A 24,536-nucleotide genomic window follows, 5' to 3' on the forward strand; every position below is an offset into this window, starting at 1 on the left:
TTTCCTCATTGTACGTTCTGATCAAGCGAAAAAGAAAGGGCTGACCGCGTCCGGCCACCCCTCCCTGTTCGAAAAATTTGATTACACGATGAACTTGTTCGCTTTGATGAGGCTCGCTGCGACTTCGCGCTTCGTGCCGATGACGTTGATCGGCTGATAACGGCTGAACTTCTTCATCGCCGAGAGCAACATCCGTTGCTCGTCGCCTGACGTTGCCGCATACAACACTTCTTTCGCCATGAGATCGACTTGCTTAAACACTTGCTCGGCGAAGATTTCCGTGTAACGGACTTTCTGGTTGTTCTTATCGAGGCCAGTCCGGGCAATCGCTTTATCCGTCCGCGCGATCGCCGCTTCAAGCGCATAGATGGCGCTGATGATGTCGGCGAGCTTGGCGAGGATCTCTTGCTCGTTTTGGAGGTCTTGCTGATATTTCTGGACGGCTGTCCCGGCGATCATCAAGTTGATCTTCTTCATGTTCGATAGAAGCATCTTCTCGCGCGCGAGCGGTGAACCGTCGAGCTCTTGCGGCATGTAGCTCATGAGCTCTTTTTGGAGCTTCTGTGCTTCGGCGAGGAGCGGCAAGTCGCCTTTCATCGCTTTCTTGAGGAGCGTGCCCGGGACGATCAAGCGGTTGATCTCGTTCGTTCCTTCGAAGATCCGGTTGATCCGTGAGTCACGGTACAAGTTTTCGACCTCGTACTCGGTCATGAAGCCGTAGCCGCCGTGAATTTGAACGGCTTCGTCGACGACGTAGTCGAACGTCTCAGACGCGAACACTTTGTTGAGTGAGCATTCGATCGCATACTCCGCGATCGATTGGGCGACTTTCGAGCCGTCGCGCATGTTCTCGTCACCAAGCGCATCGAGGCTGTCTTGGAACAAGCCGCCTGTGCGGTAGACCGAGCTCTCCATCGCGTAAATGTTCGCCGCCATCGTCGCTAATTTTTCTTGGATGAGCGGGAACTGACTGATCGGCGTCTTGAACTGCTTACGCTCGTTCGCGTATTGGACCGAGAGATCGAATGCACGTTTCGATGAACCGACCGCTCCGACCGCGAGTTTGTAACGACCGACGTTCAAGATGTTGAAGGCGATGACGTGCCCTTTACCGACTTCACCTAACAGGTTATCGACCGGGACTTCGACGTCTTGTAAAATGAGCGTCCGCGTCGACGAGCCTTTAATGCCCATCTTCTGTTCTTCGGCACCTGTCGAGACGCCGTTGTAGTCGCGTTCGACGATGAAGGCGCTGAACTTGTCGCCGTCAATTTTCGCGTAGACGACGAACACGTTGGCGAAGCCTGCGTTCGTGATCCATTGTTTCTCACCGTTCAAGACGTAGTGCGTCCCGGCCTCGTTCAAGACGGCCGTCGACTTCGCACCGAGCGCGTCCGACCCTGAGCCTGGCTCTGTGAGCGCGTACGCCGCGATCCATTCGCCCGTCGCGAGCTTCGGCAAGTACTTATGCTTTTGCTCTTCTGTTCCGAAGAAGACGATCGGAAGCGTCCCGATCCCGACGTGAGCGCCATAACTGAGGGCGAACGAACGGGCTTTGGCGAACCGTTCCGTGATGATCGATGACGAGATCTTGTCGAGCTGATAACCGCCGTACTCTTCAGGCACATCGGCACCGAGCAAACCGAGTTCGCCCGCTTCTTTCAACAGTTCGACCGAGAGATCGAACTCATGTTTTTCGATGCGTCCAAGTACCGGCATGACACGGTCGTCGACGAAACTCGACGTCGTGTCCCCGATCATCTTATGCTCGTCTGAAAAGTCTTCCGGTGTGAAGAGACGATCCGCGTCGAGTGCGTCAATGACAAAGCTACCGCCTTTAATCAATTCGTGTTCTGTACGTTCCATAGTCATTTCCCCCTTATAGTAATTCGAAGACGCCAGCAGCGCCCATTCCGCCACCGATGCACATCGTGACAACCCCATATTTCTCATTGCGTCGTTTCATTTCATGCAGAATCGATACCGCTAGTTTCGCGCCCGTACAACCGAGTGGATGGCCGAGGGCGATCGCGCCGCCGTTGACGTTCACTTTGGACGGGTCGATGCCGAGTTCACGGATGACGCCGAGTGATTGGCTCGCGAACGCCTCGTTCAATTCGAACAATCCGACTTCTTCAAGCTTCACGCCAGCCATCTCTAACGCTTTCGGGATGGCGACGACCGGTCCGATCCCCATCACTTCCGGGCGGACCCCGCCGACTGCGAACGAGAGGAACTTCGCCATCGGCTTCAAGCCTTGGCGTTCCGCCTCTTCCCGCTCCATGACGAGCACGGCCGCGGCGCCGTCTGATACTTGTGACGCGTTACCGGCTGTGACCGACCCTTTGATTTTGAAAGCTGGACGCAGCTTGCCGAGTGCTTCGACCGTCGAGTTGGCCCGAACGCCTTCGTCGTGCTTGACGACGAACTCACGCTCCGCGACTTTCCCGTCTTCACCGAGGACGTGCTCGATGACCGTCACCGGCACGATCTCTTCTTCGAACTTGCCGCCCGCGATCGCAGCCGCCGCTTTTTGATGGCTGTCGATGGCGAACAGGTCCTGGTCAACACGTGAGATGTTATACTCGGCCGCTACGCGCTCAGCCGTGTGCCCCATGCTCATGTAATACTCAGGCGCCGTCTCCATGATCGTCGGGTTCGGACGGATGACGTGTCCACCCATCGGGACGAGACTCATCGATTCCATTCCGCCGGCAATGATTGCCGTCGCTTGACCGATCATGATCTTCGCTGCCGCGTCCGCGATCGCTTGAAGGCCTGACGAGCAGTAACGGTTGATCGTGACGGCGGGTACTTCGTGTGATAGTCCACCGCGTACGGCCGCATAACGGGCGATGTTCATCCCTTGCTCCGCTTCCGGCATGGCGCATCCCATGATGACGTCGTCAATCGGTCCCGTGTATCCCGACCGCTCGAGCGTCGCTTTGATGGCGTGACCTGCGAGCTCGTCCGAACGAACGTTTCGGAACGACCCGCGTTTTGCTTTTCCGACCGGTGTTCGTGCACCGGCCACGATGACTGCTTCTCTCATCTGTTAAGTCCCCCTTTTGTCAGTTCCGAAGTGGTTTGCCTTTGACGAGCATATGTTGCATCCGTTGTTGCGATTTCGGTTCTCCGATGAGGCTCAAGAACGCCTCACGCTCGATGTCGAGGAAGTATTGCTCGTCGACCATCGTGCCGTATGCCAAATCGCCGCCGCTGATGACGTGGGCAAGTTTTTTGGCGATCTTCAAGTCGTGCTCTGAAATATAACCACCGTAGAACATCTCGTACGCTGCGAGTTCGAGCGTCGCTTTCCCGGTTCGACCGACGACCGGCAACTTCTCGCGCATCGGCGCGACGTATCCGTCCGCAAGTCCAAGCACGGTTTGTTTCGCGTCGAACGTCAAGTGGTCACGGTTCATCGAGATGCCGTCGACCGGACGATGATAGCCGAGCGTTTTCGCGTCATACGCCGATTTCGATACTTTCGCCATCGCGATGTTCTCGAACGTCTGCTGTGCCGCCTTCTCGATGTTTTGCATCGATTTCGGCGTCTGTTCAAGTAGACGACGGTACGTGTTGACGTTGCCGCCGCCGCCAGGGATGAGACCGACACCGACTTCGACGAGTCCCATGTACGTCTCGAGCGCTGCTTGCATGCGTGCTGCCGGCAAACTGATCTCCGTGCCGCCTCCGAGTGTCATACCGTAAGGTGCGACGACGACCGGGCGACCTGCGTAACGGATTTTTTGAACGACTTGTTGGAACTTGTTGATGATCCAGTCGAGCTCATACCAGTTCTCGTCTTCCGCTTCCATGAGCATCATCGCGAGGTTGGCGCCGACGCAGAAGTTTTTACCGTCGTTGGCGAGGACGAGTCCTTTGAAGTCTTGCTCGACGAGGTCGATCGATTGCTCGATCATCTGCATGATGTCGACCCCGATCGCGTTGTTTGGTGACGTGAACTCGAGGGCGACGACGTCGTCACCGATGTCGATGAGGCGAGCCCCGCCGTTCTCGAGGATGATCCCGTTCGACTTGGCGAGCGGTGCAAGTTTCAATTCTTTCGGGTTGACGGTCTTCTCGACGTACGTCCCAGACGCTTGATCGTAATACTGGTCCCCTTTATAGAAGGAAGTGTGTCCGGCAGCGAGCATCTCATCGATCCACGCCGGGACGGCATATCCTTCCGCTTTCATGCGTGCGACCGATTTTTCGACACCGAGTGCGTCCCATGTCTCGAACGGTCCGAACTTCCAACCGAAGCCCCACTTCATCGCGTCATCGATGGCGACGATCGAGTCACTGATCTCACCTGTGAGTCGTGCCGAGTAGACGAGCGTCTTCGCCGTCACCGGCCAGAGCAACTGTCCGACGCGTCCCTTGTTCAAGATCGCGCCTTTCAGTTTCGCTTTCGAGCCTGGGAGCGACTTGATTTGGTCGAGCTCAGGTCCTGTAATCGCTTTCAATTGTTCGTACTCAAACGTGCTCAAGTTGAGTTCCTGGATGACTTTCCCGTCTTTCTTATAGAACCCTTGACCAGACTTTTGTCCGACCCAGCCTTTTTCGACGAGCGTCTTCATTTCAGCAGGGACATCGAACGTATCTTTCTCCTCGCCCGCTTCGAGCGCCTCATAGACGTTACCGGCGACGTGGACGAACGTGTCGATGCCGACGACGTCGAGCGTACGGAACGTCGCTGATTTCGGACGGCCGATGAGCGGTCCTGTGATCGAGTCCATCTCGCCGATCGTCGCGTTTTGTTTCAACATCTCCTCGAACGTGACGAGCAGGCCGTACGTGCCGATGCGGTTACCGATGAAGTTTGGCGTGTCTTTCGCCTCGACGACGCCTTTACCGAGACGGTCCTCAGCAAAGCGGGCCATGAAATCGATGACCGGGCGCGCCGTTTTCTCCGTCGGGATGAGTTCGAGCAGCTTCAAGTAGCGCGGCGGGTTGAAGAAGTGCGTTCCGAGGAAGCGTGACTTCAATCCTTCCGGCAAGACGCTCGCCATCGCTTCGATCGAGATCCCAGACGTGTTCGAGCTGAGAATCGCGTCTTCACGGATGAACGGTGCGATTTTGTCGAACAGTTGCTGTTTCACGTCGAGCCGTTCGACGATGACTTCGATGACCCAGTCGGCTTCTTTCAATCGCTCGAGGTCATCTTCTAAGTTCCCGACCTCGATGAAGTTCAAGTGTTCTGCCGTCGCGAGTGGCGCCGGATTTTGTTTCAACAACTTATGACGGTTCTCGGACGCGATGCGATTCCGCACTTCCGGTGACTCGAGCGTGAGCCCTTTCGCTTCTTCTTGCGCCGTCAATTCACGTGGTACGATGTCGAGCATGAGCGAACGAACCCCCGCGTTCGCCAAATGGGCCGCAATCCCCGCCCCCATTACTCCTGAACCGATGACGACCGCAAAACGGATATTGCTCGTCAAACGGAGGTCGGCTGATTGTTCGATGTGACTCGTCATATTGTTCCCCCCTAAATGAGAATGAATAGTGATTCATTTCACGCGTAAAAAAAATCGCAATCACCATCGTGTTTACTCTTCTATCATAAATGAACGACAATTCATTCGCAAGCGTTCATTTTTCAAATTCATTCCATTTTTCTGATTTACGATTATTTTTTGATATGTGTGGTATAGACACATTGAGTCAATTTTGAAAGGGGACGAAACAATATGAGTGATAATCGTTTAAATACAATCGGCAGCCGCAAGGATTTTGAAACGTTCAAGAAGGACGGACAAGCGCAGGCCCATCAACCGGGAATCGATTCGAAGATGGAGCCGTTCCCGATCTATGAGCGTGAAGGCTATAAAGGAAGCGACAAGTTAAAAGACAAAGTCGCCATCATCACGGGCGGTGACTCGGGGATCGGGAAATCGGTCGCCATCTTCTTCGCCCACGAAGGCGCAAACTCGGTCATCGTCTATAAAGACCAAAACGAGCTCGAGGACGCTGAAGCGACGAAGGAACGGATCGAAGAACTCGGTCAAGCGTGCCTGTTGCTGCAAGGTGATCTCGGTGATTCGGCGTTCTGCCAAGACGTCGTCAAGCAGACGCTCGAGACGTTCGGCCACTTGGACGTGCTCGTCAACAACGCCGCCGAGCAGCATCCGCAAGAGTCGCTCCTCGACATCTCGGACGACCAGCTCGAGCGGACGTTCCGGACGAACATCTTCAGCATGTTCTATTTGACGAAAGCGGCGCTCCCGTACTTGAACGAAGGCGCGAGCATCATCAACACGACGTCAATCACGGCGTATGAAGGTAACGACCAGTTGATCGACTATGCGTCGACGAAAGGTGCGATCACATCGTTCACGCGTTCGCTCGCCAAAAACTTGGCCGAGAAGAAAATCCGCGTCAACGGCGTCGCCCCAGGCCCGATTTGGACACCCCTCATCCCGGCTACGTTCTCGGCTGAGAAAGTCGCCACGTTCGGTGACTCTTCTGAGATGAAGCGTGCGGGTCAACCGGCAGAGCTCGCCCCGGCTTACGTCTATCTCGCAAGCGATGACTCGACGTACGTCAGTGGGCAGGTCATGCACGTCAACGGCGGTACCGTCATTAACGGATAAGTGTTTCGGAAGGCTCAGTTCACAGCTGAGTCTTTTTTGTGTGCGTGTCATACTTTGCGCGCGTTTCTTGCGTCCTTTCGTCGGATTGCTTTTCTGCATGAGTCTGGACGCCAAGGACGCATTTCCCTCTCCATGAAAAGATTCTGAATATCGATGGCATCGAACAAGTATACTAATGATAAACAAGTTTGGATGGAAGTCACTCGAAATCCTAAGGAGAATCAATTCATGGATAATGATATGCCGTTTTTTAAAGAACGTATTACTTCTCTCCTTGTAGCCTTTCTCTGTCTCAGTGTAGTCGCAGGCTGTTCAACCGATTATAGCGAGGTCGATGTTCAAGGGAAAATTGTAGACGTAAATACTGAAGAGACGATGATTTTAGTCGAAGATCAAGACCGCGGTCAAATTTGGGTCGATTTATCCGGTTTGAATGACGAGATTGAACGACTGCACAGTCCGCTCGAGGTCAACGTTTGGTTAGACGAATCCATCACCGAAGACACCTCCACTGTAGGAAAGGCCGAACGAATCGATGTCATCAAATAATATCGAACACATCAAAAAAGCACGAACGCCCACAACGGACGTTCGTGCTTCTCTCATTTCTTGACCATTCCTTTTAACACGAACGCGACATTGGCCGGACGTTCGGCGAGGCGGCGCATGAAGTAACCGTACCAGTCACGGCCGTACGGCACGTAGACCCGGACTTTATAGCCTTGGCGGACGAGCTCGAGTTGACGCTCGACCCGGATGCCGTACAGCATTTGGAACTCGAACTGGTCGAGTGGGATGTTGTTCAATTTCACATGCTCGATGATGGCATCGATCATATGGTCGTCATGGGTCGCGATAGAGGCGTAGTTCCCGTTCGCAAGATGGAGTTTGACGAGCTTCAAGTAGTTGTGGTCGACGTCTTCTTTCTCCGGGAAAGCGACCGTCGCCGGCTCTTTGTAAGCCCCTTTGACGATACGGAGGTTCGGCTTGATCAGCGCGAGATGATTGATGTCATCTTCCGAACGATACAAGTACGATTGGATGACCGTCCCGAGTCCGTCAAAGTCCGCTTTCAACTTCTTGAACAAGTCGAGTGTCTTCTCGCAGCGCGACTCGTCTTCCATATCGATGGCGACGAAGACGCCGACCGACTTAGCCGTCGTCAAGATCTGGCGCATATTGTTCTCGATCAACTTGTCCGAAATATCGAATCCGAGTGACGTGAGCTTGAGCGACATATAGGCGTCGAGTTTCTCTTCGGCCATGATCTCGATGGCACGGATGATCTCGTCACGGTTTTGGTTCGCTTCTTCGACCGTGTTAATGAATTCCCCTAGATGGTCGACCGTGACCGATAGCCCTTTCGCGTTCAGTTCGCGAATCGTCGGCACCGACGTCTTGAAATCTTCTCCCGCCACAAATCGTGAAGCCCCGAACCGAAGCCCGTACTTTTTAGCCAAACTGTTGAGTGCTTTGTTTTGAGACATGTAAATAAAGCCATCACGTAACACTTTTTCCATCAGATTTTCCCCCTTGCGTTTACACTCATCTATCTCTATGACGATGTCTGAAATTATTATGACATACAAACGTCAATTCGTCTTTAGTTTTGTAACCGTTTCCAACACTTCATTGGCCAAGTTTATAAAAAAGCAGACGCCCTCACGGACGTCTGGTTCACAGGCCTGTATTCGGTGCGACGTAGAGCAAAATACTGAGGAAGACGAACACGCTCCCGGCGAGCACGAACAAGTGCCAAATCGCATGATTGAACGGCAGTTTCTGCCAGACGTAAAACACGATCCCGACCGAATAAGCGAGCCCACCAGCAAGCAGCAACATGAACCCTTGATGCCCGAGCGACTCGTAGAGCGGACGGATCACGATGATACAAATCCACCCGAGCCCAAGGTACGTCACGTTCGATACCCACATGTACTTCCCGGTCGAATACATTTTCCAGACGATGCCTAAGATGGCGACGCCCCAAACGATGCCGAATAACACCCATCCGAGCGTTCCCTGAAGCGACACGAGTGCGAACGGCGTGTAGCTCCCGGCAATCAGTAAGTAAATCCCAGCGTGGTCGAACACTTGGAGCACCCGCTTCGCCCGTGGATGCGGGATCGCATGCATGAGCGTCGAGAACAAGTACAACAAGATCATCGATACCCCGAACACGCTCACCGCGATGACGTTGCCTGTGCTACCGGTCTCAGTCGCGGTCGTGACGAGCAGGACGAGAGCGACGATGCTGAAGATGACCCCTAGTCCGTGCGTGACGGCGCTCGCGATTTCTTCGCCGAGCGTATCGGCATGGAGCATGTCTTTTAGTTTCTCTTGATCCATTCGGGTCCCACCTTTCTTTCCTTGCCTCTATTATGGATATTCCCCAATTTTGTTGCAAATAAAAACACGGGTCTGTAAAAACCCGTGTCCTTGATTATGCGACTTCCTTCACCGGAACGTCACATTCCATATTTTGTGCCCGCATCGCCCGTGCGCGTATGTGGAACAAGACGAGTAGCGTCACCGTACCGATCGTCGCGATGACGTAGGGAATGACCCCATCCATCTTGAAACCGATCGGTGCTGTGAGGATGTAGAACCAAACCGCATACAGCATGAACGTCCCCGGGATGAGTGCAATCCAGTGGTTGCGTCCTTTAATGTACAAGTACATCGCACCAACGAACAAGGCGATGACCGCTGTCGTCTGGTTGGCCCAGTTGAAGTACTGCCAAAGCATTTGGAAGTCCATGTTTGTGAGCACGTACGAGATCGCGAACAACGGGAGTGCGATCCAAAGGCGTGACGAGAAGTTCTTCTGCGCGACTTTCAAGTAGTCGGCAATGATCATCCGGGCACTCCGGAACGCCGTATCGCCTGACGTGATCGGCAAGACGATGACGCCGAGGATGGCGAGCGTGCCGCCGATGCTGCCGAGCATGAGTGTCGCCACTTCTTGGACGACGAGCGCCGGTGTCCCCGCTTGAATCATGCCGAGCAACTCACCCGGCTCGAAGATGGCCATGGCCGCTCCGGCCCAAATCATGGCGATGACGGCCTCGACGATCATCATGCCGTAGAAGATGCTGCGGCCATTACTTTCTTTCATCGTCGTCCGAGAGATGATCGGCGACTGCGTCGCGTGGAAGCCTGAGAGTGCGCCGCACGAGATCGTGAAGAACAAGAGCGGCCAGATCGGCAAGCCGTCCGGGTGCATGTTCGTCAATGTCATCTCTGGGATTTGATAGCCTTGGACGAACAGGCTGACCCCGATCCCGATGGCGCTGATCATGAGGAGCGCCCCGAAGAACGGATAGATGCGGCCGATGATCTTGTCGACCGGGAGGAGTGTCGCCAAGATGTAATAAGCGAAAATCGCAAAGACGACGAACACGAGCGTCGACGCGTTGCCGTCGAACAAGTTGTTGATCATGTTACTCGGCGACGTGACGAACACCGTCCCGACAAGGAGCAGCAGTAACAGGGCGAACCCGTTGACGATATGGCGGAGCGAGCGGCCGAGGAACTTCTCGGCGAGCTGCGGCAAGTGTGCCCCGTTGTTACGGAGTGAGATCATCCCGGTCAAGTAGTCGTGCACGGCACCTGCGAAGATCGATCCGAAGACGATCCACAGGAAGGCGACCGGACCGTAGAGCGCCCCCATGATCGGCCCGAAAATCGGACCGACGCCGGCGATGTTCAACAGTTGGATCATCGAGTTCCGTTTTTTCCCCATCGGCACGTAGTCGATGCCATCCTGCGACGCATAGGCGGGCGTCGTCCGCTCTTCCTTGATACCGAACGTCTTTTCGACGTAACGGCCGTAGACGATGTACCCGACAATTAAAATAGCTAAGGCGATAAAGAATGTAATCATGTGTGCTGTCCCCTTTTAAACTGTGTAGCCGATCCCCATCGGCCCCGAAAAATGAATCCTGATGTTTTACGCATATAATGTAAACGCTTTCGTGATTGATTATACAGCAATTCCCAACGTTTCGTAAGGGGTTTCGTTCACTTTTTCGACACTTTTTTAACACGAGAAAAGACGGCGCTGTACACGCCGTCTCCACCCCATTATTTAAGTACGATTTTCGCTTGTTTCGCACCTGATCCATTATAGTCACTCGCGATGACGGTATAGTTCCCTTTCGCCAATCCTTTTTTCGATGTGAACGTATACCAACCGGCCCAGTTCGCTTTCGTTTGGGCGATTTTCTTGCCTTTCGCGTCTTTCAAGACGACCGTCGCGCCACTCGTCGTACGTCCACCAAGCGCTTTCGTGTTCGCTTTCGCCCCACGTAATACATTCGGTGTCTCGACGACTAGTTTTTTGAGGGTGAACGCTGTCTGCTTCATCACTTTCCCAGAAATTTCTTTACTCGTCACTTCATATTTACCGGCTGTGAAACCTGAACGGCTCGTGAACTTGAATGAGCCTGAGTCATCTGCTGTCATGGTGCCGATTGTTTTGCCGTTCTGCTTGAGAGTGACGTTCGCCCCCGGTGAAGATTTCCCGTAAAACGTGTTCGTGTTTGTATACGTATACTTCGATGATAAGGCAGGGGTGCGGACGAACCCGGCACCGACGACTTTCGTTTCAGTCATCGTTTGTCCGTTCAACTCGCTGACGACCGTCAATGACTGACGAAGTTTGAGCGGTTTGACAGCAAGTTTGTACGTTCCGTCTGCCTGGGCTGTCGTCGTAGCCAACACTTTGTTCCCGTCTTTTAATGTCACTTTCGCCCCTGATGCCGTCACACCTGTGACTTGCTTCGCTCCTGGCTTGATGACATCGATTGTGAGCGTCACATCGACTGCCGCTACTTCAAGTTCGGCCGTATACGTCCGGAAGAGGCGGTTTGCCGCATCGGCACGTGTCGCGTCTGTCGCTTCAATCCCTTCATACAAGTCGACGTACTGCTTGCCGGCGTCTGCCGTCTCAAACTTCACGGTCCGCTTCGCGTCCGCGACAATCTTCCAGTTGTCGTCAGCTTTATAGTCGACGGCACCTTTACTCGCGATAATATAGTCCGAGATGACGTTACGTGTCTCATATGCCGAGCGGTAGACGATATTCTTTCCGCCGCCAAGGCCTGGGAACGAGCTCGACCCAGCCCGGTAGTTGTTCGTCGCGACCAAGAACTCTTGGTCCATCGTAATCGCTTTTCCGTCATACTCAACGTTTTTGACCCGGTTCGCTGACGCGTCGAGCAGTTTCCCGCCACCGTCATACTTCGCCGGTCCCGTCACATCGATCTCATACGTCAAGCCGTCCAAAATATCGAAGTTGTAGCTGCGGAATTGAAGGTTCAATAGTTCGTCCCCATCCGCATCGATCTCGTTATACACCCCAGCCGACATCTCGAGCCAGTCCATCACGTCCGCTCCTGTCACTTTGACGACTTCGAGCGTGTTCGGATAAACGTACAAGTCGGCCACGTTCTTCAAGGCGATTTGGCCTTTCGGGATGTTCGTGTAGTATCCGGCATCTGTCAATTCACGGCCACCTGCTTTGAACGGGGCGCCTGCTGACAGGAGTGGCAGCCCTTTGTACGGGGCGAGGTCTGGATTCGTCTCGAGCTCTTTCTCGACGTACCATTGTTGTGCGTTCGTCACGAACTGGACCGAAGCGTCGTCGCGGACGAGCGCGAAGTAGCTTTGAATGTCGTCTTGAACCTCACCGACGGAACGATTGATGTAGTCGATCGTCGCCCGGTGCTCCGTGTCGATCAGTGCGTGTGTTTCGGCATCGACCGGCGTGCTAGCCGTGACCGTGTCAAGTTTCGCCGACGCGTCGAGAATTTGCCACTTGCCGTCGACTTTCTCGAGCTCGAAGTCGATGACGCCGAGGTCTTTCCCTTGGTTGTTCGCCATGACGACCGGTTTGCCGTTGATGAGCCCTTTTTCATTGTCCACGTTCGGGAACGAGGCGAACATGCCTTTCGCATCCGGGAAGCGACCGTGTTGATGCCCCGTCATGACCATGTCGAGCCCGTCGATTTTCGTGAGCGCGTAGCCGACGTTCTCTTCGCTATCGAGTTGGGCGTCGGCGAGCGCCGCACTCTCCCCGATACCTGAGTGCGCGAGCGCGACGACGACGTCCGCCCCTCGGTCTTTCAACTTGCTGACCGCTTCACGCGCCGACGGGATGATATCATCCACCGTCACACGGCCTTGAAGGTTGCCCGAGTCCCACGACATGATCTTCGGTGGGACGACACCGAACACGCCAACTTTGATCGTATGTGTCTCCCCGTCCGTGTCCGTGACCGTCCGCTCGATGATTTGGACCTCTTGTCCGTCAACGTTGAACTTCGATACGATTGGATTCCCCTCTAAATCCTTGACGTTCGAGTTGACGAAACGAAGCTTGCCTTTTGACCCTTCCATCGCGTCATATAAAAATTCAAGCCCGAAGTTGAACTCGTGGTTGCCGAGCGTGACCGCGTCATAGTCGAGCGAAGCCATCGCCTTGTACATCGGGTGCTCGAACGTGCCCGGATTTTGTTGATGCAATTCGCGGATGTAGTCTCCGAACGGTGTCCCTTGAATCGTATCCCCGTTATCGAACAAGAACGTGTTCGCCGCCCCCGCCTGTATTCGGTGCGATTTGATCAGCGTCGCTGTCTTCGTGAGCCCGATCGTCTCATCGACCTTGTCTTGAAAGTAGTCATAGTTGGTAATGTTCGTATGTAAGTCGGTCGTCTCTAAAAATCGAAGTTTGACGAGGTCTTCGTCCGACGCCAAGACGTTCGGTGCTTGGAGCGGTAACGTCGAAGGCAATACGAGTGCGGTCGCGATTGTCCATTTCAGAGCAGTTTTCATGTTCGTTTCCCCTTTTGAATGAAATTGGTCTCACCGTCTTCAATATACCACCAGAATGAGAGCACAACTATTAAATTTTTTCAAACAAAAGACCCGATTTTCTTTACAGAAATCAGGTCTTTTGTCACTGTTTATTGTTTGATCCGGACCGTGAACGGACCGTCCGCGGTGACGTCTTCGAAGACGACCGAGACCGGATAGGCGTGTTTGCCTTGGACCGGCTCGCTCAAGCGAATCGTCGTGTTCGCAATCGCTTCGTCCCCGCTCACGAGTTCGAGCGGTAACTGTTCAACGTTCAGTTCATGCCCGTAGCCGTTACGGAGAAGCAACGTCGCCGTGACGTTCGTCTCACTTGTTTCGACCGAGACGAGCATCAAATTGAACTCATTCTCGCCGACGGGCGGTGTCGACACGTTCGTGCGACGGAGCTGTTGCCACGCCGTGTTCGAAAATTGTTCGACTTCCTCATCTAGAAGCATCTGTAACGGATCGATCGGATTCATTTGGAAGACGAGTCGCATCGACGTCAGTTCTTCCGCTTCAAACTCGCCGAACAGTTCATCTGCAAAAAAGTCCAAATAGACCGGTTTGCTCGTCCACGGCTCGAAGCTCGGAAGGTCGACGCGGCTCAATACTTTCCGCCCGAGCGGAACGTTGTCTTTGTTCAAGAGGAGAACCGGCAATTCATTGACTTCGAACGAGCTCGGGAGCGTGTTCCGGAACAAGGCGACGAGCGACAATCCGCCCATCAAGTTTTCAGCGTGCAACAGCTCGATCGACAGTTGGTTGTCGAGGAGCGCCGGCAGCCGCTTCGCATGATAGCGGAACATGTACTCGTCTTCTTTCGGAATTCCCATGTCGCTGTCGATCACGAGCGTCAGTTGACGCCCTGTCTCGGTCTTCCCTGTATCGATCTGTTTACGTTTACGAAACCCTAACATATTACTCCTCCTCCAATTGCGTGACGAAATAGCGGTCGAGCTGACATACTTCCGTCGTCACTTCACGGGCAATATTGACATACGTCTGTTCGAAGATCTCAAATCCTTCTTTACCGAACTGACGACTCGGGTCTTCCTGACCATAACTGCGGAGTCCGATGCCTTCTTTTAATCCGCTCATCGTCGTGAGGTGGTCCGTCCATTTTCCGTCCAACGCCCGTAACAGTGATTCTTTGACGAACGTCACGACTTCCTCGGCTTGAAGACGGGCCTCGGCCGTTTTGACGATGTCGTCGATCCACGGCGCAAGCTCTGCCTTCAATTCCAACGAGTCGGCGATCTCATCTGACCAGACCGGCTCGCGTGTCGTCAAGTAGACGAGGTCTGTCTTCAACTCGTCGAGCGGCCACTCTTCTGGGACGAGCTCGTCCGAGACGTGCATGTCGATACTGTTCGCTAAAGCGAGATGCATCATGCCGAGCACGTTGTTCGTGATCGCCGCAGCGTCGGCGTTGACCGCCTGATCGCGGATCGTGTAGATGATTTTCCGTTGTTCGTTCAAGACGTCGTCGAGCTTGAACAAGTAGTCCCGAATCGAGACGCCGAGTCCTTCGATCGTCGTCTGGGCGTACTCGATGACGTCAGCCGCGTCTTTTGCGGACACTTCGCCACGTTCGTCCGGCTTCAGTTTCTTCTCGATCCGCTCCAGTTTTTGGATCGCGTAACGTTTGACGATCTCATCTTCGAGCGAGACGAAGAACTGCGTCGCGCCGGGATCGCCTTGACGTCCCGAACGACCGCGGAGCTGGTTGTCGACACGTTGCGACTCATGGCGTTCCGTCCCGATGACGAACAAGCCGCCCACTTCTTTCGATTTCGCGTCAAGCATGATATCGGTCCCGCGACCGGCCATGTTCGTCGCGATCGTCACTTTGCCGAAGCGTCCGGCGTCGGCGATGATGTCCGCTTCTTGCGTGACCGTCTTCGCGTTCAACACCTCATGCTGAATCCGCTGTTTCGACAAGTGCTTACTGATGGCCTCGGACTGGGCGATCGACGTCGTGCCGATCAACACCGGGCGTCCCGTCTCATGCAGCTCGACGACTTTGTCGGTCACGGCCGCATACTTTTGGTCGACCGTCATGAAGATACGGTCCGGGTTGTCTTCGCGCAAACGCGGCCGGTTCGTCGGCACTTGGACGACGTCCATGTTGTACGTCTTCAAAAACTCTTGGCGAGACGTCTGGGCCGTCCCGGTCATACCGCCGATGAGCGGATACATCCGGAAATAATGCTGAATCGTGATCTCGGCCGTCGTCTTGTTCTCCTCGGTGATCGTGACGCCTTCTTTCGCCTCGAGCGCCTGATGAAGCCCTTCCGACAGACTGCGTCCTTCCATGATCCGTCCCGTGAACAAGTCGATGAGCTCGATTTTGTCTTCTTTGACGATATAGTCGACGTCGAGTTCGAACAAGACGTTCGCCCGGAGCGCTTGGACGAGGTAGTGATAGAGCACTTGATGCTCGGCGCTGAACAAGTTGTCGACCGCGAACATGTCTTCGATTTTCAAGATTCCGGAGTCAGTGAGCGCCGTCGATTTCGATTCGAGGTCGACTTCGTAGTCCGCCTCGTCGAGCTCGGTGACGACACGTTGCGCCAACTCCTTCAAGCGGATGTGCGAGCGGTCTTTTTGGGCGATGATGAGCGGCGTCTTCGCCTCGTCGATCAAGATGCTGTCGACTTCATCGATGATGGCGAAGTGGAACGGGCGCTGGACGCGCTCTTCCGGTGACCCGACCAAGTGATCACGCAAGTAGTCGAACCCGAACTCGGTCCCGACGCCGTATGTAATGTCGGCCTGGTAAGCAGCGTGCTTGTCGCTCTGTTCCATCTCAGGAACGTTCAACCCGACCGAGAGACCAAGGAAATCGTGGATCTGCCCGATTTGTTTCGCGTCACGCGTCGCGAGATATTCGTTGACGGTGATGACGTGGACGCCTTTGCCTTCGAGTGCTATGACGTAACTCGGGAGCGCGGCGACGAGCGTTTTCCCTTCTCCGGTCGGCATCTCGGAAATGTTCCCTTCGAGGAGGGCGAACCCGCCGATGAGCTGGACGTCATAGTGACGCATGCCTAAGACACGCACCGCCGCCTCACGGACGAGGGCGAACGCTTCTTCGGCGACATCATCGACTTTGGCGCCGTCGGCGATTTTTGCTTTCAATGTTTCGGTATATGTGCGCATCTCGTCGTCCGAGAGCGCCTGCATCGTTGTCTCTAATTGGTTGATCCGGTCGACGCGTCGCTGATAGCCTTTCAAGCGCCGGCTCTGGTCATTCGTCAATTGCTTTACAAACTGAATCACGTTGTAGCCTCCATTTAGTTCACAGTCATTGTCAAATCCATACCCGTCTATTATAGCGAAATTTTGCTCATTTCGGAGACTTTTTTACGAAAACTTCCTAAAAGATGGTTTTTAAATTGTGAAATTCCTATAAAAATTGGGTAAATTTCAAAATATATTTACAAGTTTATTTTCATTTTTCTATTTGAGACGGTTTGAGACCGTGATACGATAAGAAAAACAGAACATTTGTTCGTAAAAAGGAGATGGAATCATGCGCCGGCGGATCTTCTGTGTCGACAGCGTCTCATTTTATGCCAGCTGCGAGTGCGCAGCCCGTAACTTGAACCCGTACAAGGCGAAGCTCGTCGTCTTATCGAACTTACAGGACAGCGGCGCCCTCGTCCTCGCCGCGACCCCGCCGCTGAAACGGCTCGGCATCAAGACCGGCTCCCGGCGCTTTCACATCGACCGCCTGCCTTGGCATGAACGACGGCACGTCCTCTACGCCGAGGCCCGGATGAGCCACTACTTGAACGTATCGGTGCAAATCGTCCACATCCTGCACCAGTTCGCACCGCCTGAGGCGATCCGCGTCTACTCGGTCGATGAGACGCTCGTCGACTTGACGGGGACGGAGCGCTTGTTCGGGAACGATGACCACGTCGCCCGCCTCATCCGCTCGACCGTCTTCCGCTACACCGGCGTCCCGGTCACGATTGGGATCGGACCGAACAACGTCCTCGCCAAACTCGTCCTCGACTTGCATGGCAAAAAGACCGGTGTCGCCAGTTGTGCCCTCCACGACGTCGAACGATTGATCCATCCGGCGCCGATCGAGAAGATGTGGGGCGTCGGGGCGAAGATGGCGGTCCATCTCCATCGGCTCGGCATCGACACAATCGGCGACCTGGCCCGTTATCCGCTCGACGTGTTGCACGATAAGTTCGGTGTCATCGGCGCCGAGCTGTGGCACCACGCCTGGGGCATCGACGAGTCGCCGACGATCCTGCCGGCGAGTTCGCTGTTCGGGGCGAAACGCCAACGGCCCCGGACGATCGGCCACGGCATCACGCTCATGAAAGACTATACGACGGAAAGTTCGATCCGACTCGTCTTGCAGGCGATCGCCGTCGAGGTCGGGATGCGGACGCGGCAGTCGGGACTCGTCGGCGGCAACATCCATCTCGGTGTCCGCTACACTCGGACGAGCGAGCGGCGCGGCTTCAGCAAACAAAAAAAGCTCGCCCGCTTCACAGCGGACGAGCGTGAGTTTTTGCCGGTCCTGTTCCAACTGTTTCTTGAGGCGTGGGACGAGACGGAGGCGGTCCGTTACGTCTCGGTCGCCCTCGGCAAGCTCGAGCCCCGGAGCGACCACATCCAGCTGTCGTTGTTCGAGGACGAATGGGCCCGGGCCCGTCGGTTCGACTTTTTAGACCTCGTCGATCAATTGAACGTCCGCTTCGGCCGCGGCACGATCCGTCCGGCATCGAGTCTACTGAAAGACAGTCCGCTCCGCACGCGGCAACGCCTGATCGGCGGACATAAACAAGGAGGTGAACCGTCATGAGCCAAACCCGCTACAAAGACCGCGGTGAATTGAAGTGGATCCCGTTTCTCATGCCCGAACACGTGGCGCTGCTCAAAAAATATTACGCCCACGTCCAAAAGATCGAGCTGCCCGACATCGACGAGCAACTCCTTTATCTGTGGCAGACCGAACTCGAACGGGCCATCCGGGAAGGCGATCAAGTCGAACTGACGTTGTTCGAGGATGGTCTCGCCCGCTCTATGCGTGGCTACGTTCATGCCATCTATTACGCCGAACGCGAAGTCGAACTGTTCGACACGGACGTGCGCCGCATCCCGTTCGGCCACATCCTGTCGGTCCGTTAAGACGCGTCAATCGCGTCTTGCGTCGTCTCGAACGTCGCAATCCCGTCAAGGACGCCGTAATGGTCGAGCGTCTGCCGCACGGGTTCCGATAAGTGGGCGAAGACGACACGACGATCCGCCGCTTTCAGTTCCCGGACGACCCGGCGGACTTCTTCGACCGCCGTCACATCGATGACCGGACAGCGATGGAAGTTGAAGATGAACACGTTGGGCTCGTTATGGATCTGTTGCAGGACGTGCTCGAACATCTCGATCGCCCCGAAGAAGAGCGGCCCTTCGACGCTGAAGACGACTTGGCCGTCGCGCGTCACGTAACGTTCCGTCTGTTCGCGGACGTCGATCGTATCGGCCATCCGTTTCGCGAACAAGGCGAGCGCACAGATGACCCCGACCTCGACGGCGACGACGAGGTCGACGAAGACGGTCAGGCCGAGCGTGACAAGCAAGACGAGTGACTCGGCGGAGCGATGTTTGAGCATCTCGAAGACGTGGTGCCGCTCCGACATGTTCCAGGCGACGCGCATCAAGATCGGCGCGAGGGCGGCGAGCGGGACGTAGCTCGCGAGCGGTGCCAACACGAGTACGGCGAGGAGCACCGTCAACCCGTGGATGACACCGGAGCGGCGGCTGACGGCCCCTGCTTGGATGTTCGTCGCCGTCCGGGCGATCGCACCTGTCGCCGGGATGCCGCCGAAGAACGGGACGACGACGTTGGCGAGCCCTTGCCCGAACAGTTCCTTGTCCGGGTTCATCTTCGTGCCGGCCATGCCGTCCGCGACCGCACCTGACAACAGCGACTCGAGCGCCCCGAGGAAGGCGATGGCGAACGCCGATGGGAGCAGCGTCGCGATCAAGTCGAGGTCGATCGTGAGCCAGTTGAAGTCAGGCAGTCCGCTCGGGATGCCACCGTAGGCGCTGCCGATCGTCGCGACCTCCCCTGGGATGACGAGGCTGATAAACGTTGGCACGAGCATCGCCATGAGCAAGAGCGGCAACCGGACCGGCAGTTTCGGGACGAGCCAGAGCGTCAGAAAACCGATGGCGGCAATGAAAACAGGCCAAAGACTCGCCTCGGGGAGTGACGTGACGAGTTTTAGGACGTTCTCATGGAAGTGCGGCGCCTTCTCGAACGTGATGCCGAACAGTTCATCGAGCTGGTCGACGAAGATGACGACGGCGATCCCCGCCGTGAAGCCGATCGTTACGGCGCGCGGCATGAAGCGGATGAGCCGGCCGACGCGGAGCACGCTCATGAGGAACAGCAAAATCCCGGCGAGAAACGTCGTCACGAGCAGCCCTTCGTAGCCATGCGCCAGCATGACGCCCGAGACGATCGGGATGAAAGCGCCGGTCGGTCCGGCGATTTGGAACGTCGAGCCGCCGAACAGGCTGACGAGGATGCCGGCGATGATGGCCGTATAGAGCCCGTACACCGGTCCGACGCCCGAGGCGATCGCGAACGCCATCGCGAGCGGCACGGCGACGACCCCGACGGTGATCCCGGCCGAGATGTCTTTTTGCCACGCCTCTCGTGTTGTCATGAAGTTGTCCATTCTTGCATTCCTTCTTTCCATTAGTTCGAAAACAAGTTCAGTGTACGCCTGTCACCACTTCTTGTAAACGTCACAGAAGAAACGTTTACATAATCGACAAACCAAAAAGACGTATCCATCACGCGATGGACACGTCTTCGTTAATTCGTCGGTGCTTCGACGACTTGGTCACCCTCGTCCGCATCTTCCCCAAGCAAGCGAACGTGGCGGCCGAATAGCCACATGACGACGAGGTGGGCTTTCGCCTGCGTCTTCGTATAGAACCACCACGGCATGGCCGGCACGAACTCATGGATGGCGATAAGCCCCTCGTTCGAGTCCGGGAGCCGCCTGAACTCGAGGCGGCCGGTTTTATCGTCCTCGGTCAGCTTCGCGAACAGTCCCCCGTCGATCTCGAACGATGCCATGTCGTCCGTCGCCGCATCTTCAAGCGACAGATGGAGTGCGACGAGTGATGGGCGCAAAAGCGCGATCTCCCAATCATCCTGTTCTTTCGTCGTCTGGATGAGCGGATACGCGATCCGCCCGAGCCATTCGAAATATTCGTCGGCCATCCAGGCAGCCGACTTGTCGTCCGGCAGACCGAAGCGTTGGATCGAGCGGACCGTATACTGTTGTGGCGCTTTTTTCGTCTTGCCGGCCGACTTCTGCTTCTCTTCTTCCTCGAGCGCGTGTTCGACCGCTTCCTTGAACGGGATCTCACCTTGCTTGACGCCGTCCGTGTCTTTGGCGACCATGGCGTGATCCATGCTCTCGACGAGCGGATAGACGGTGTCTTTCGGCTCACCGGTGACAGCCATGACCCAAAGCCGTGACAGCTTGATCGTCGGGAACGGGAAGTCGATCATGACGCGACGCTTACCCATGACGTCAGCCGTATCTTCGATCATCTTTCGATACGTCATCACTTCCGGACCACCGATGTCGATATGATGGTCGTACAGCGACTCGGCCCCGACGACCGAGATGAGCGCTTGGACCGCTTCTCGCAAATCAATTGGATGTGTCTCCGTCTTCGTCCAGTTCGGGAGGATCATGACCGGGAGTCGTTTGACGAGTTTCGCGAGAATCGGAAACGACGAGCCTTCCGGACCGATGATGAGCCCAGCCCGGATCGTCGTCACCGGCACGCCTTGCCCGCCGAGGATGCGTTCGACTTCAAGTCGGCTCTTCAAGTGACGCGACAACGTCTTCGACTCTTTCGGGATGATGCCGCTCAAATAGACGATCTGCTCGATATCGTTCGCGCTCATTGCCCGGGCGAAGTTGTCAGCGATGAGCGCGTCCATGTCTTCGAACGTCGCCTGCGTCAACCCGCCGTCCGGGATCATCGAGTGGACGAGGAACATCGCATAGTCCGCTCCCTCGCACGCCTCGCGCGTCTGTTCATACGAGAACAAGTCGCACGACCGCCATGTGATGTGGTCCTCGTCTTCCTTGTTTTTCGTCGAGCGAGACAAGGCGATAATGTCATATTCTTCTTTTAAATGCTCCATCACGTTCGAGCCGATATAGCCGCTCGCGCCCGCGATGACGATGGTTTTTCGCATAGTGGTCACTCCCCTTCATTTGCACATAGAGGTAATGTACCCGTCTTAGGCTGAGATTAAATCAGTCGCGCGCCCTACAGTATGTACTGGAAAATTTATGTAAACTAGACTCAACTACAGGCAGAGGAGGACTGGCTATGGGCTTTTGGTATTTCTTGATGCTGTTGATCGGTGGATGGCTCGTGATTCGCGGTTTATTTAAAAAGAACACGAACGCGCTCATGCGGTTCGGCACACTCATCATCGGAGGTCTGTTGATCGCGCTCGGCTTGTTCATGTTCCAAGATGGAAGTGCTGCGATTGTTGCGGATCTATTCAACTTGTGGTGAGGATCAAATAAACGTAAACGAGTCGAACCTGTTTAGGAAGGTTCGACTCGTTTTATGTTTTCGGTGCCCAGTTGGCTTCAAACCCATTTTGGACCGCATAGTCATACAGATGAATCAGTTTGGTCTCTTTATACGTGCTCATCTGCTCGGCCACTCGCAACTCCTGATTTCGTTCCACAAGCGCATACAGATAATCAATTTTCGCCATTCGGTTGTTTTTACTCGTGTTGCAACTCGGGCATGCCAAGACAAAGTTCCATAATACATCATTCTGCATGTATGACCACGGGATAAAGTGGTCGACATGAATCTGTCTCAGCGGCTTCATGCAATAAAAACAGACGGGATGACCGTGGCTGAGTAAGATTTGCTTAAACTCATCGAGCGATTTTCGTGCCGAGACGAACTCAATTTTACTCAAAATCTGCTCCATCGCCTCGCGCGTATTGTATTTTTCTAAGAAGACAGCGAGTTGATAGTTCGTGACGTTCATCAATACTCGCTTGTACTTTTCAAAAAAGACGATATAGCTTGGCACGAGTTTGATCCACTCTTCTTTCCGATTAAATGAATAGATGGTCCCATCGAACGCAGTATAGAACGAGCCATACACATACTTCTTATAAAACTGATTCACGTTCCGAGTCAATTGTTGTTGCTGCTCATCCGGCAGGCGGTCAAAGTTCCAAGTGGACGGAATTTCGTGTGTCGCTTGAAACGTGAGCATCGTTTTTTCGACCGAGCTCAATTTCCCAATTTGATTCACTTGTCGCAACCCGTTCGTCACAATCAAATTCCAATACATCTTCGTCACATGCCTCGAAATTTGCTGGAACGTCACCACACCGGAATCGCTTAATTCGGTCGTGCATTCGAGCAACGCCTTCATGAGCATATGCTTGTACGTCGTCGTATGTGTCGCGTTCATGAGAAATTGTTGTGTATAGCGCCATAAGTCGGTTTCTGTTAAATACTCGCTTTTCGCTTCAGCGATTTCTAAATTCCAGCCCATTATGTTCACCACTTTTCAGAACTAACTAATTGTAGATAAACAGATTCAATTCGTTTTAAGGATCGTATTGTAACATAGATGACAACTTTTCAATCGATAACCATGGTCTCACTCAATGCAACATACGGTGACAGTTCGAACAAACCGTGACAAATAGTTTAGCTGCCACGAAGCTTTCGCGAAGGGTATTTGATGCTTAATTTGACAAAATATCATTTCAAATAGCACTTACCACTCCAGATGACTATAAAATTCAGATGGGAAATGAATTTCTGAAGGATGACACCTATGCTCGATTGCTGCTTCTATAACCAGCCTTTTTTGGCGCTCATAATCTGGGGTTAGCTGACATGTTCGTTTCGCGAAAATATTAAAATTCTTTTTGCGTTTCTCTAAATCCATCTCGTTCCACTTACTGTTTAAGTAATCAATATATTGCGTAAATAAAATACTCTCTACACTATTTTCGGTAATCCATTTTTTAAAGCTTGTGAACTGTCTTGATGTAACCGTTTCTTCCACCAATTTAAAAATTGCAGATTGCAAAATACGCGCCTGTGTAACATGCGGATCCCAAATAGTGGCCTTTGAAGTTTTCTGATAATCTCTAATAAATGTTTCTAATGAAAAGACAACGTAAAGCATTTCTGGCCATAGTGTTTCAAATGCAAGATTCAAATTTTGTTTTGGCCCTACAAGCGATAAAAAGGCTAATTGCTCATCACTAAATCCATGTTCTATATAGGTTGCATTACGGTTCCCCATAAACGTATGTCTAATATCGTAACAAACGCCTAAAATTCGAATTGCCGATTCATTCTCTAATTCATCGCCTACATTTCCAACAATCTTATGTAATGAATCGTATAGAATTCTAAAATCTTCTGGTTCCCCCGAAAGTAAAACACCAGTCATATTAGGTGTGTGTGATGCCTGTAACATCCAATCCCTCCGTTATCTAGGTAAAAAAAGTATTATGAAAAGCTCGATAGAACTAGCTTACCATGCAATGAATTCAAAGAATATTGAAATAATTTATTCAATCAATTAGTTCAAAACCTAAATGGTTATGCATGAATACTCTAAATAAATGAAAAGCTAAACTAAATACTTTTTATCAAGTGTCTATCATTCTAGGTTTAGTTCATTTCGAATCTGATGGGTAAAAAGAGAAACAAGAAGAGGGCCACCCATGCAAAAATACGCACGAATGATCCTCTTCTTTTATTTCAACTTCTTATAGCATAACACTTGAAGTCAGCTAAACTTTCTGATCATTCACCAGACTGTTTCTTGTCGTTTTTCTTCTGCAAATATGCTTCTCGAATCTGATTAAGTTTTTCTTTTTTATTCGAAACAGCTGGTTTTTTACCGTCTTGATACTTGGCAGCAGCTACTTTACTTTTATGATCTAATTGATATTTTCCCATTTGATTCACCTGCTTTCATTTCATTGTGATTGACGTGCTCCGTTA

Annotated in this window: 19 protein-coding genes; 5 read left to right on the plus strand and 14 right to left on the minus strand. The window is 53.6% G+C overall.

From position 1 onward, the window contains the following. Positions 1 to 81: 81 nt before the first annotated feature. The 3 genes from EVJ28_RS02860 to EVJ28_RS02870 are packed head-to-tail and all read right to left on the minus strand — an operon-like array spanning position 82 to position 5,483. The gene (locus EVJ28_RS02860; protein ID WP_131455891.1) at positions 82 to 1,866 is read right to left on the minus strand and encodes an acyl-CoA dehydrogenase family protein; all 1,785 of its coding nucleotides are present in this window, start codon (positions 1,864 to 1,866) and stop codon (positions 82 to 84) included. Positions 1,867 to 1,879: 13 nt separating this feature from the next. Next, positions 1,880 to 3,052, minus strand: coding sequence for an acetyl-CoA C-acetyltransferase (locus EVJ28_RS02865; RefSeq protein WP_016510281.1), 1,173 nt, complete (start codon positions 3,050 to 3,052; stop codon positions 1,880 to 1,882). Positions 3,053 to 3,071: 19 nt separating this feature from the next. Further along, complete coding sequence (locus EVJ28_RS02870) at positions 3,072 to 5,483, minus strand: 3-hydroxyacyl-CoA dehydrogenase/enoyl-CoA hydratase family protein (RefSeq protein ID WP_131487950.1); 2,412 nt, start codon at positions 5,481 to 5,483, stop codon at positions 3,072 to 3,074. A gap of 213 nt (positions 5,484 to 5,696) precedes the next feature. Between EVJ28_RS02870 and EVJ28_RS02875 the strand changes: the two genes are divergently transcribed. Together EVJ28_RS02875 and EVJ28_RS02880 are read left to right on the plus strand one after the other, a co-directional pair. Then, positions 5,697 to 6,599, plus strand: coding sequence for an SDR family oxidoreductase (locus EVJ28_RS02875; protein WP_131487952.1), 903 nt, complete (start codon positions 5,697 to 5,699; stop codon positions 6,597 to 6,599). A 228-nt stretch (positions 6,600 to 6,827) separates the two neighbouring features. Continuing rightward, positions 6,828 to 7,148 (plus strand): hypothetical protein, encoded by a 321-nt coding sequence (locus EVJ28_RS02880; RefSeq protein ID WP_131455885.1) that lies wholly within the window; start codon positions 6,828 to 6,830, stop codon positions 7,146 to 7,148. A gap of 53 nt (positions 7,149 to 7,201) precedes the next feature. Here the strand turns inward: EVJ28_RS02880 and EVJ28_RS02885 are convergent, their stop codons facing one another. The 6 genes from EVJ28_RS02885 to secA2 all read right to left on the minus strand — a co-directional run bounded on the left by EVJ28_RS02885 (position 7,202) and on the right by secA2 (position 16,742). Continuing rightward, positions 7,202 to 8,119 (minus strand): proline dehydrogenase family protein, encoded by a 918-nt coding sequence (locus EVJ28_RS02885; protein ID WP_070328724.1) that lies wholly within the window; start codon positions 8,117 to 8,119, stop codon positions 7,202 to 7,204. A gap of 157 nt (positions 8,120 to 8,276) precedes the next feature. Next, a complete protein-coding gene (gene trhA / locus EVJ28_RS02890) occupies positions 8,277 to 8,948 on the minus strand; it encodes a PAQR family membrane homeostasis protein TrhA (protein WP_070328723.1) in 672 nt (223 codons plus the stop codon). Positions 8,949 to 9,042: 94 nt separating this feature from the next. Then, on the minus strand, positions 9,043 to 10,485 hold the full coding sequence (locus tag EVJ28_RS02895) for a carbon starvation CstA family protein (protein ID WP_131463961.1): 1,443 nt from the start codon (positions 10,483 to 10,485) through the stop codon (positions 9,043 to 9,045). Positions 10,486 to 10,685: 200 nt separating this feature from the next. Then, entirely contained in the window at positions 10,686 to 13,436 is a 2,751-nt protein-coding gene (locus EVJ28_RS02900; RefSeq protein WP_131487954.1) for a bifunctional 2',3'-cyclic-nucleotide 2'-phosphodiesterase/3'-nucleotidase, read from the minus strand. A 131-nt stretch (positions 13,437 to 13,567) separates the two neighbouring features. Beyond that, the gene (locus EVJ28_RS02905) at positions 13,568 to 14,377 is read right to left on the minus strand and encodes an SLAP domain-containing protein (RefSeq protein WP_131487956.1); all 810 of its coding nucleotides are present in this window, start codon (positions 14,375 to 14,377) and stop codon (positions 13,568 to 13,570) included. A gap of 1 nt (position 14,378) precedes the next feature. Then, complete coding sequence (secA2, locus tag EVJ28_RS02910; protein WP_131455876.1) at positions 14,379 to 16,742, minus strand: accessory Sec system translocase SecA2; 2,364 nt, start codon at positions 16,740 to 16,742, stop codon at positions 14,379 to 14,381. A 253-nt stretch (positions 16,743 to 16,995) separates the two neighbouring features. Between secA2 and EVJ28_RS02915 the strand changes: the two genes are divergently transcribed. Then, positions 16,996 to 18,291 (plus strand): Y-family DNA polymerase, encoded by a 1,296-nt coding sequence (locus tag EVJ28_RS02915; protein ID WP_131469799.1) that lies wholly within the window; start codon positions 16,996 to 16,998, stop codon positions 18,289 to 18,291. Next, positions 18,288 to 18,617 carry a YolD-like family protein gene (locus EVJ28_RS02920; RefSeq protein ID WP_131469801.1) on the plus strand — a complete coding sequence of 110 codons (330 nt, stop codon included), beginning with the start codon at positions 18,288 to 18,290 and terminating at the stop codon, positions 18,615 to 18,617. Before EVJ28_RS02915 ends, EVJ28_RS02920 begins: the two co-directional genes overlap by 4 nt. On the opposite strand, the gene EVJ28_RS02925 is transcribed toward EVJ28_RS02920, so the two are convergent. Both EVJ28_RS02925 and EVJ28_RS02930 read right to left on the minus strand, forming a co-directional pair. Beyond that, the gene (locus EVJ28_RS02925; RefSeq protein WP_131469803.1) at positions 18,614 to 20,170 is read right to left on the minus strand and encodes a SulP family inorganic anion transporter; all 1,557 of its coding nucleotides are present in this window, start codon (positions 20,168 to 20,170) and stop codon (positions 18,614 to 18,616) included. The genes EVJ28_RS02920 and EVJ28_RS02925 overlap by 4 nt on opposite strands. 140 nt (positions 20,171 to 20,310) lie before the next feature. Continuing rightward, a complete protein-coding gene (locus EVJ28_RS02930; protein WP_131469805.1) occupies positions 20,311 to 21,720 on the minus strand; it encodes an NAD-dependent epimerase/dehydratase family protein in 1,410 nt (469 codons plus the stop codon). A gap of 137 nt (positions 21,721 to 21,857) precedes the next feature. Between EVJ28_RS02930 and EVJ28_RS02935 the strand changes: the two genes are divergently transcribed. After that, the gene (locus EVJ28_RS02935) at positions 21,858 to 22,049 is read left to right on the plus strand and encodes a hypothetical protein (protein ID WP_131455868.1); all 192 of its coding nucleotides are present in this window, start codon (positions 21,858 to 21,860) and stop codon (positions 22,047 to 22,049) included. A gap of 52 nt (positions 22,050 to 22,101) precedes the next feature. On the opposite strand, the gene EVJ28_RS02940 is transcribed toward EVJ28_RS02935, so the two are convergent. The 3 genes from EVJ28_RS02940 to EVJ28_RS02950 form a co-directional block, all read right to left on the minus strand. After that, on the minus strand, positions 22,102 to 23,061 hold the full coding sequence (locus tag EVJ28_RS02940) for an HNH endonuclease signature motif containing protein (RefSeq protein WP_131455866.1): 960 nt from the start codon (positions 23,059 to 23,061) through the stop codon (positions 22,102 to 22,104). 228 nt (positions 23,062 to 23,289) lie between these two features. Then, positions 23,290 to 24,003: a DUF6904 family protein gene (locus tag EVJ28_RS02945; protein ID WP_131455864.1), complete on the minus strand. Its 714-nt coding sequence runs from the start codon at positions 24,001 to 24,003 to the stop codon at positions 23,290 to 23,292. 332 nt (positions 24,004 to 24,335) lie between these two features. Then, entirely contained in the window at positions 24,336 to 24,491 is a 156-nt protein-coding gene (locus EVJ28_RS02950; protein WP_131469807.1) for an alcohol dehydrogenase, read from the minus strand. Positions 24,492 to 24,536: the final 45 nt, after the last annotated feature.

Source organism: Exiguobacterium sp. SH3S3 (assembly GCF_004337115.1).
GTDB classification, from domain to species: domain Bacteria; phylum Bacillota; class Bacilli; order Exiguobacteriales; family Exiguobacteriaceae; genus Exiguobacterium; species Exiguobacterium aurantiacum_A.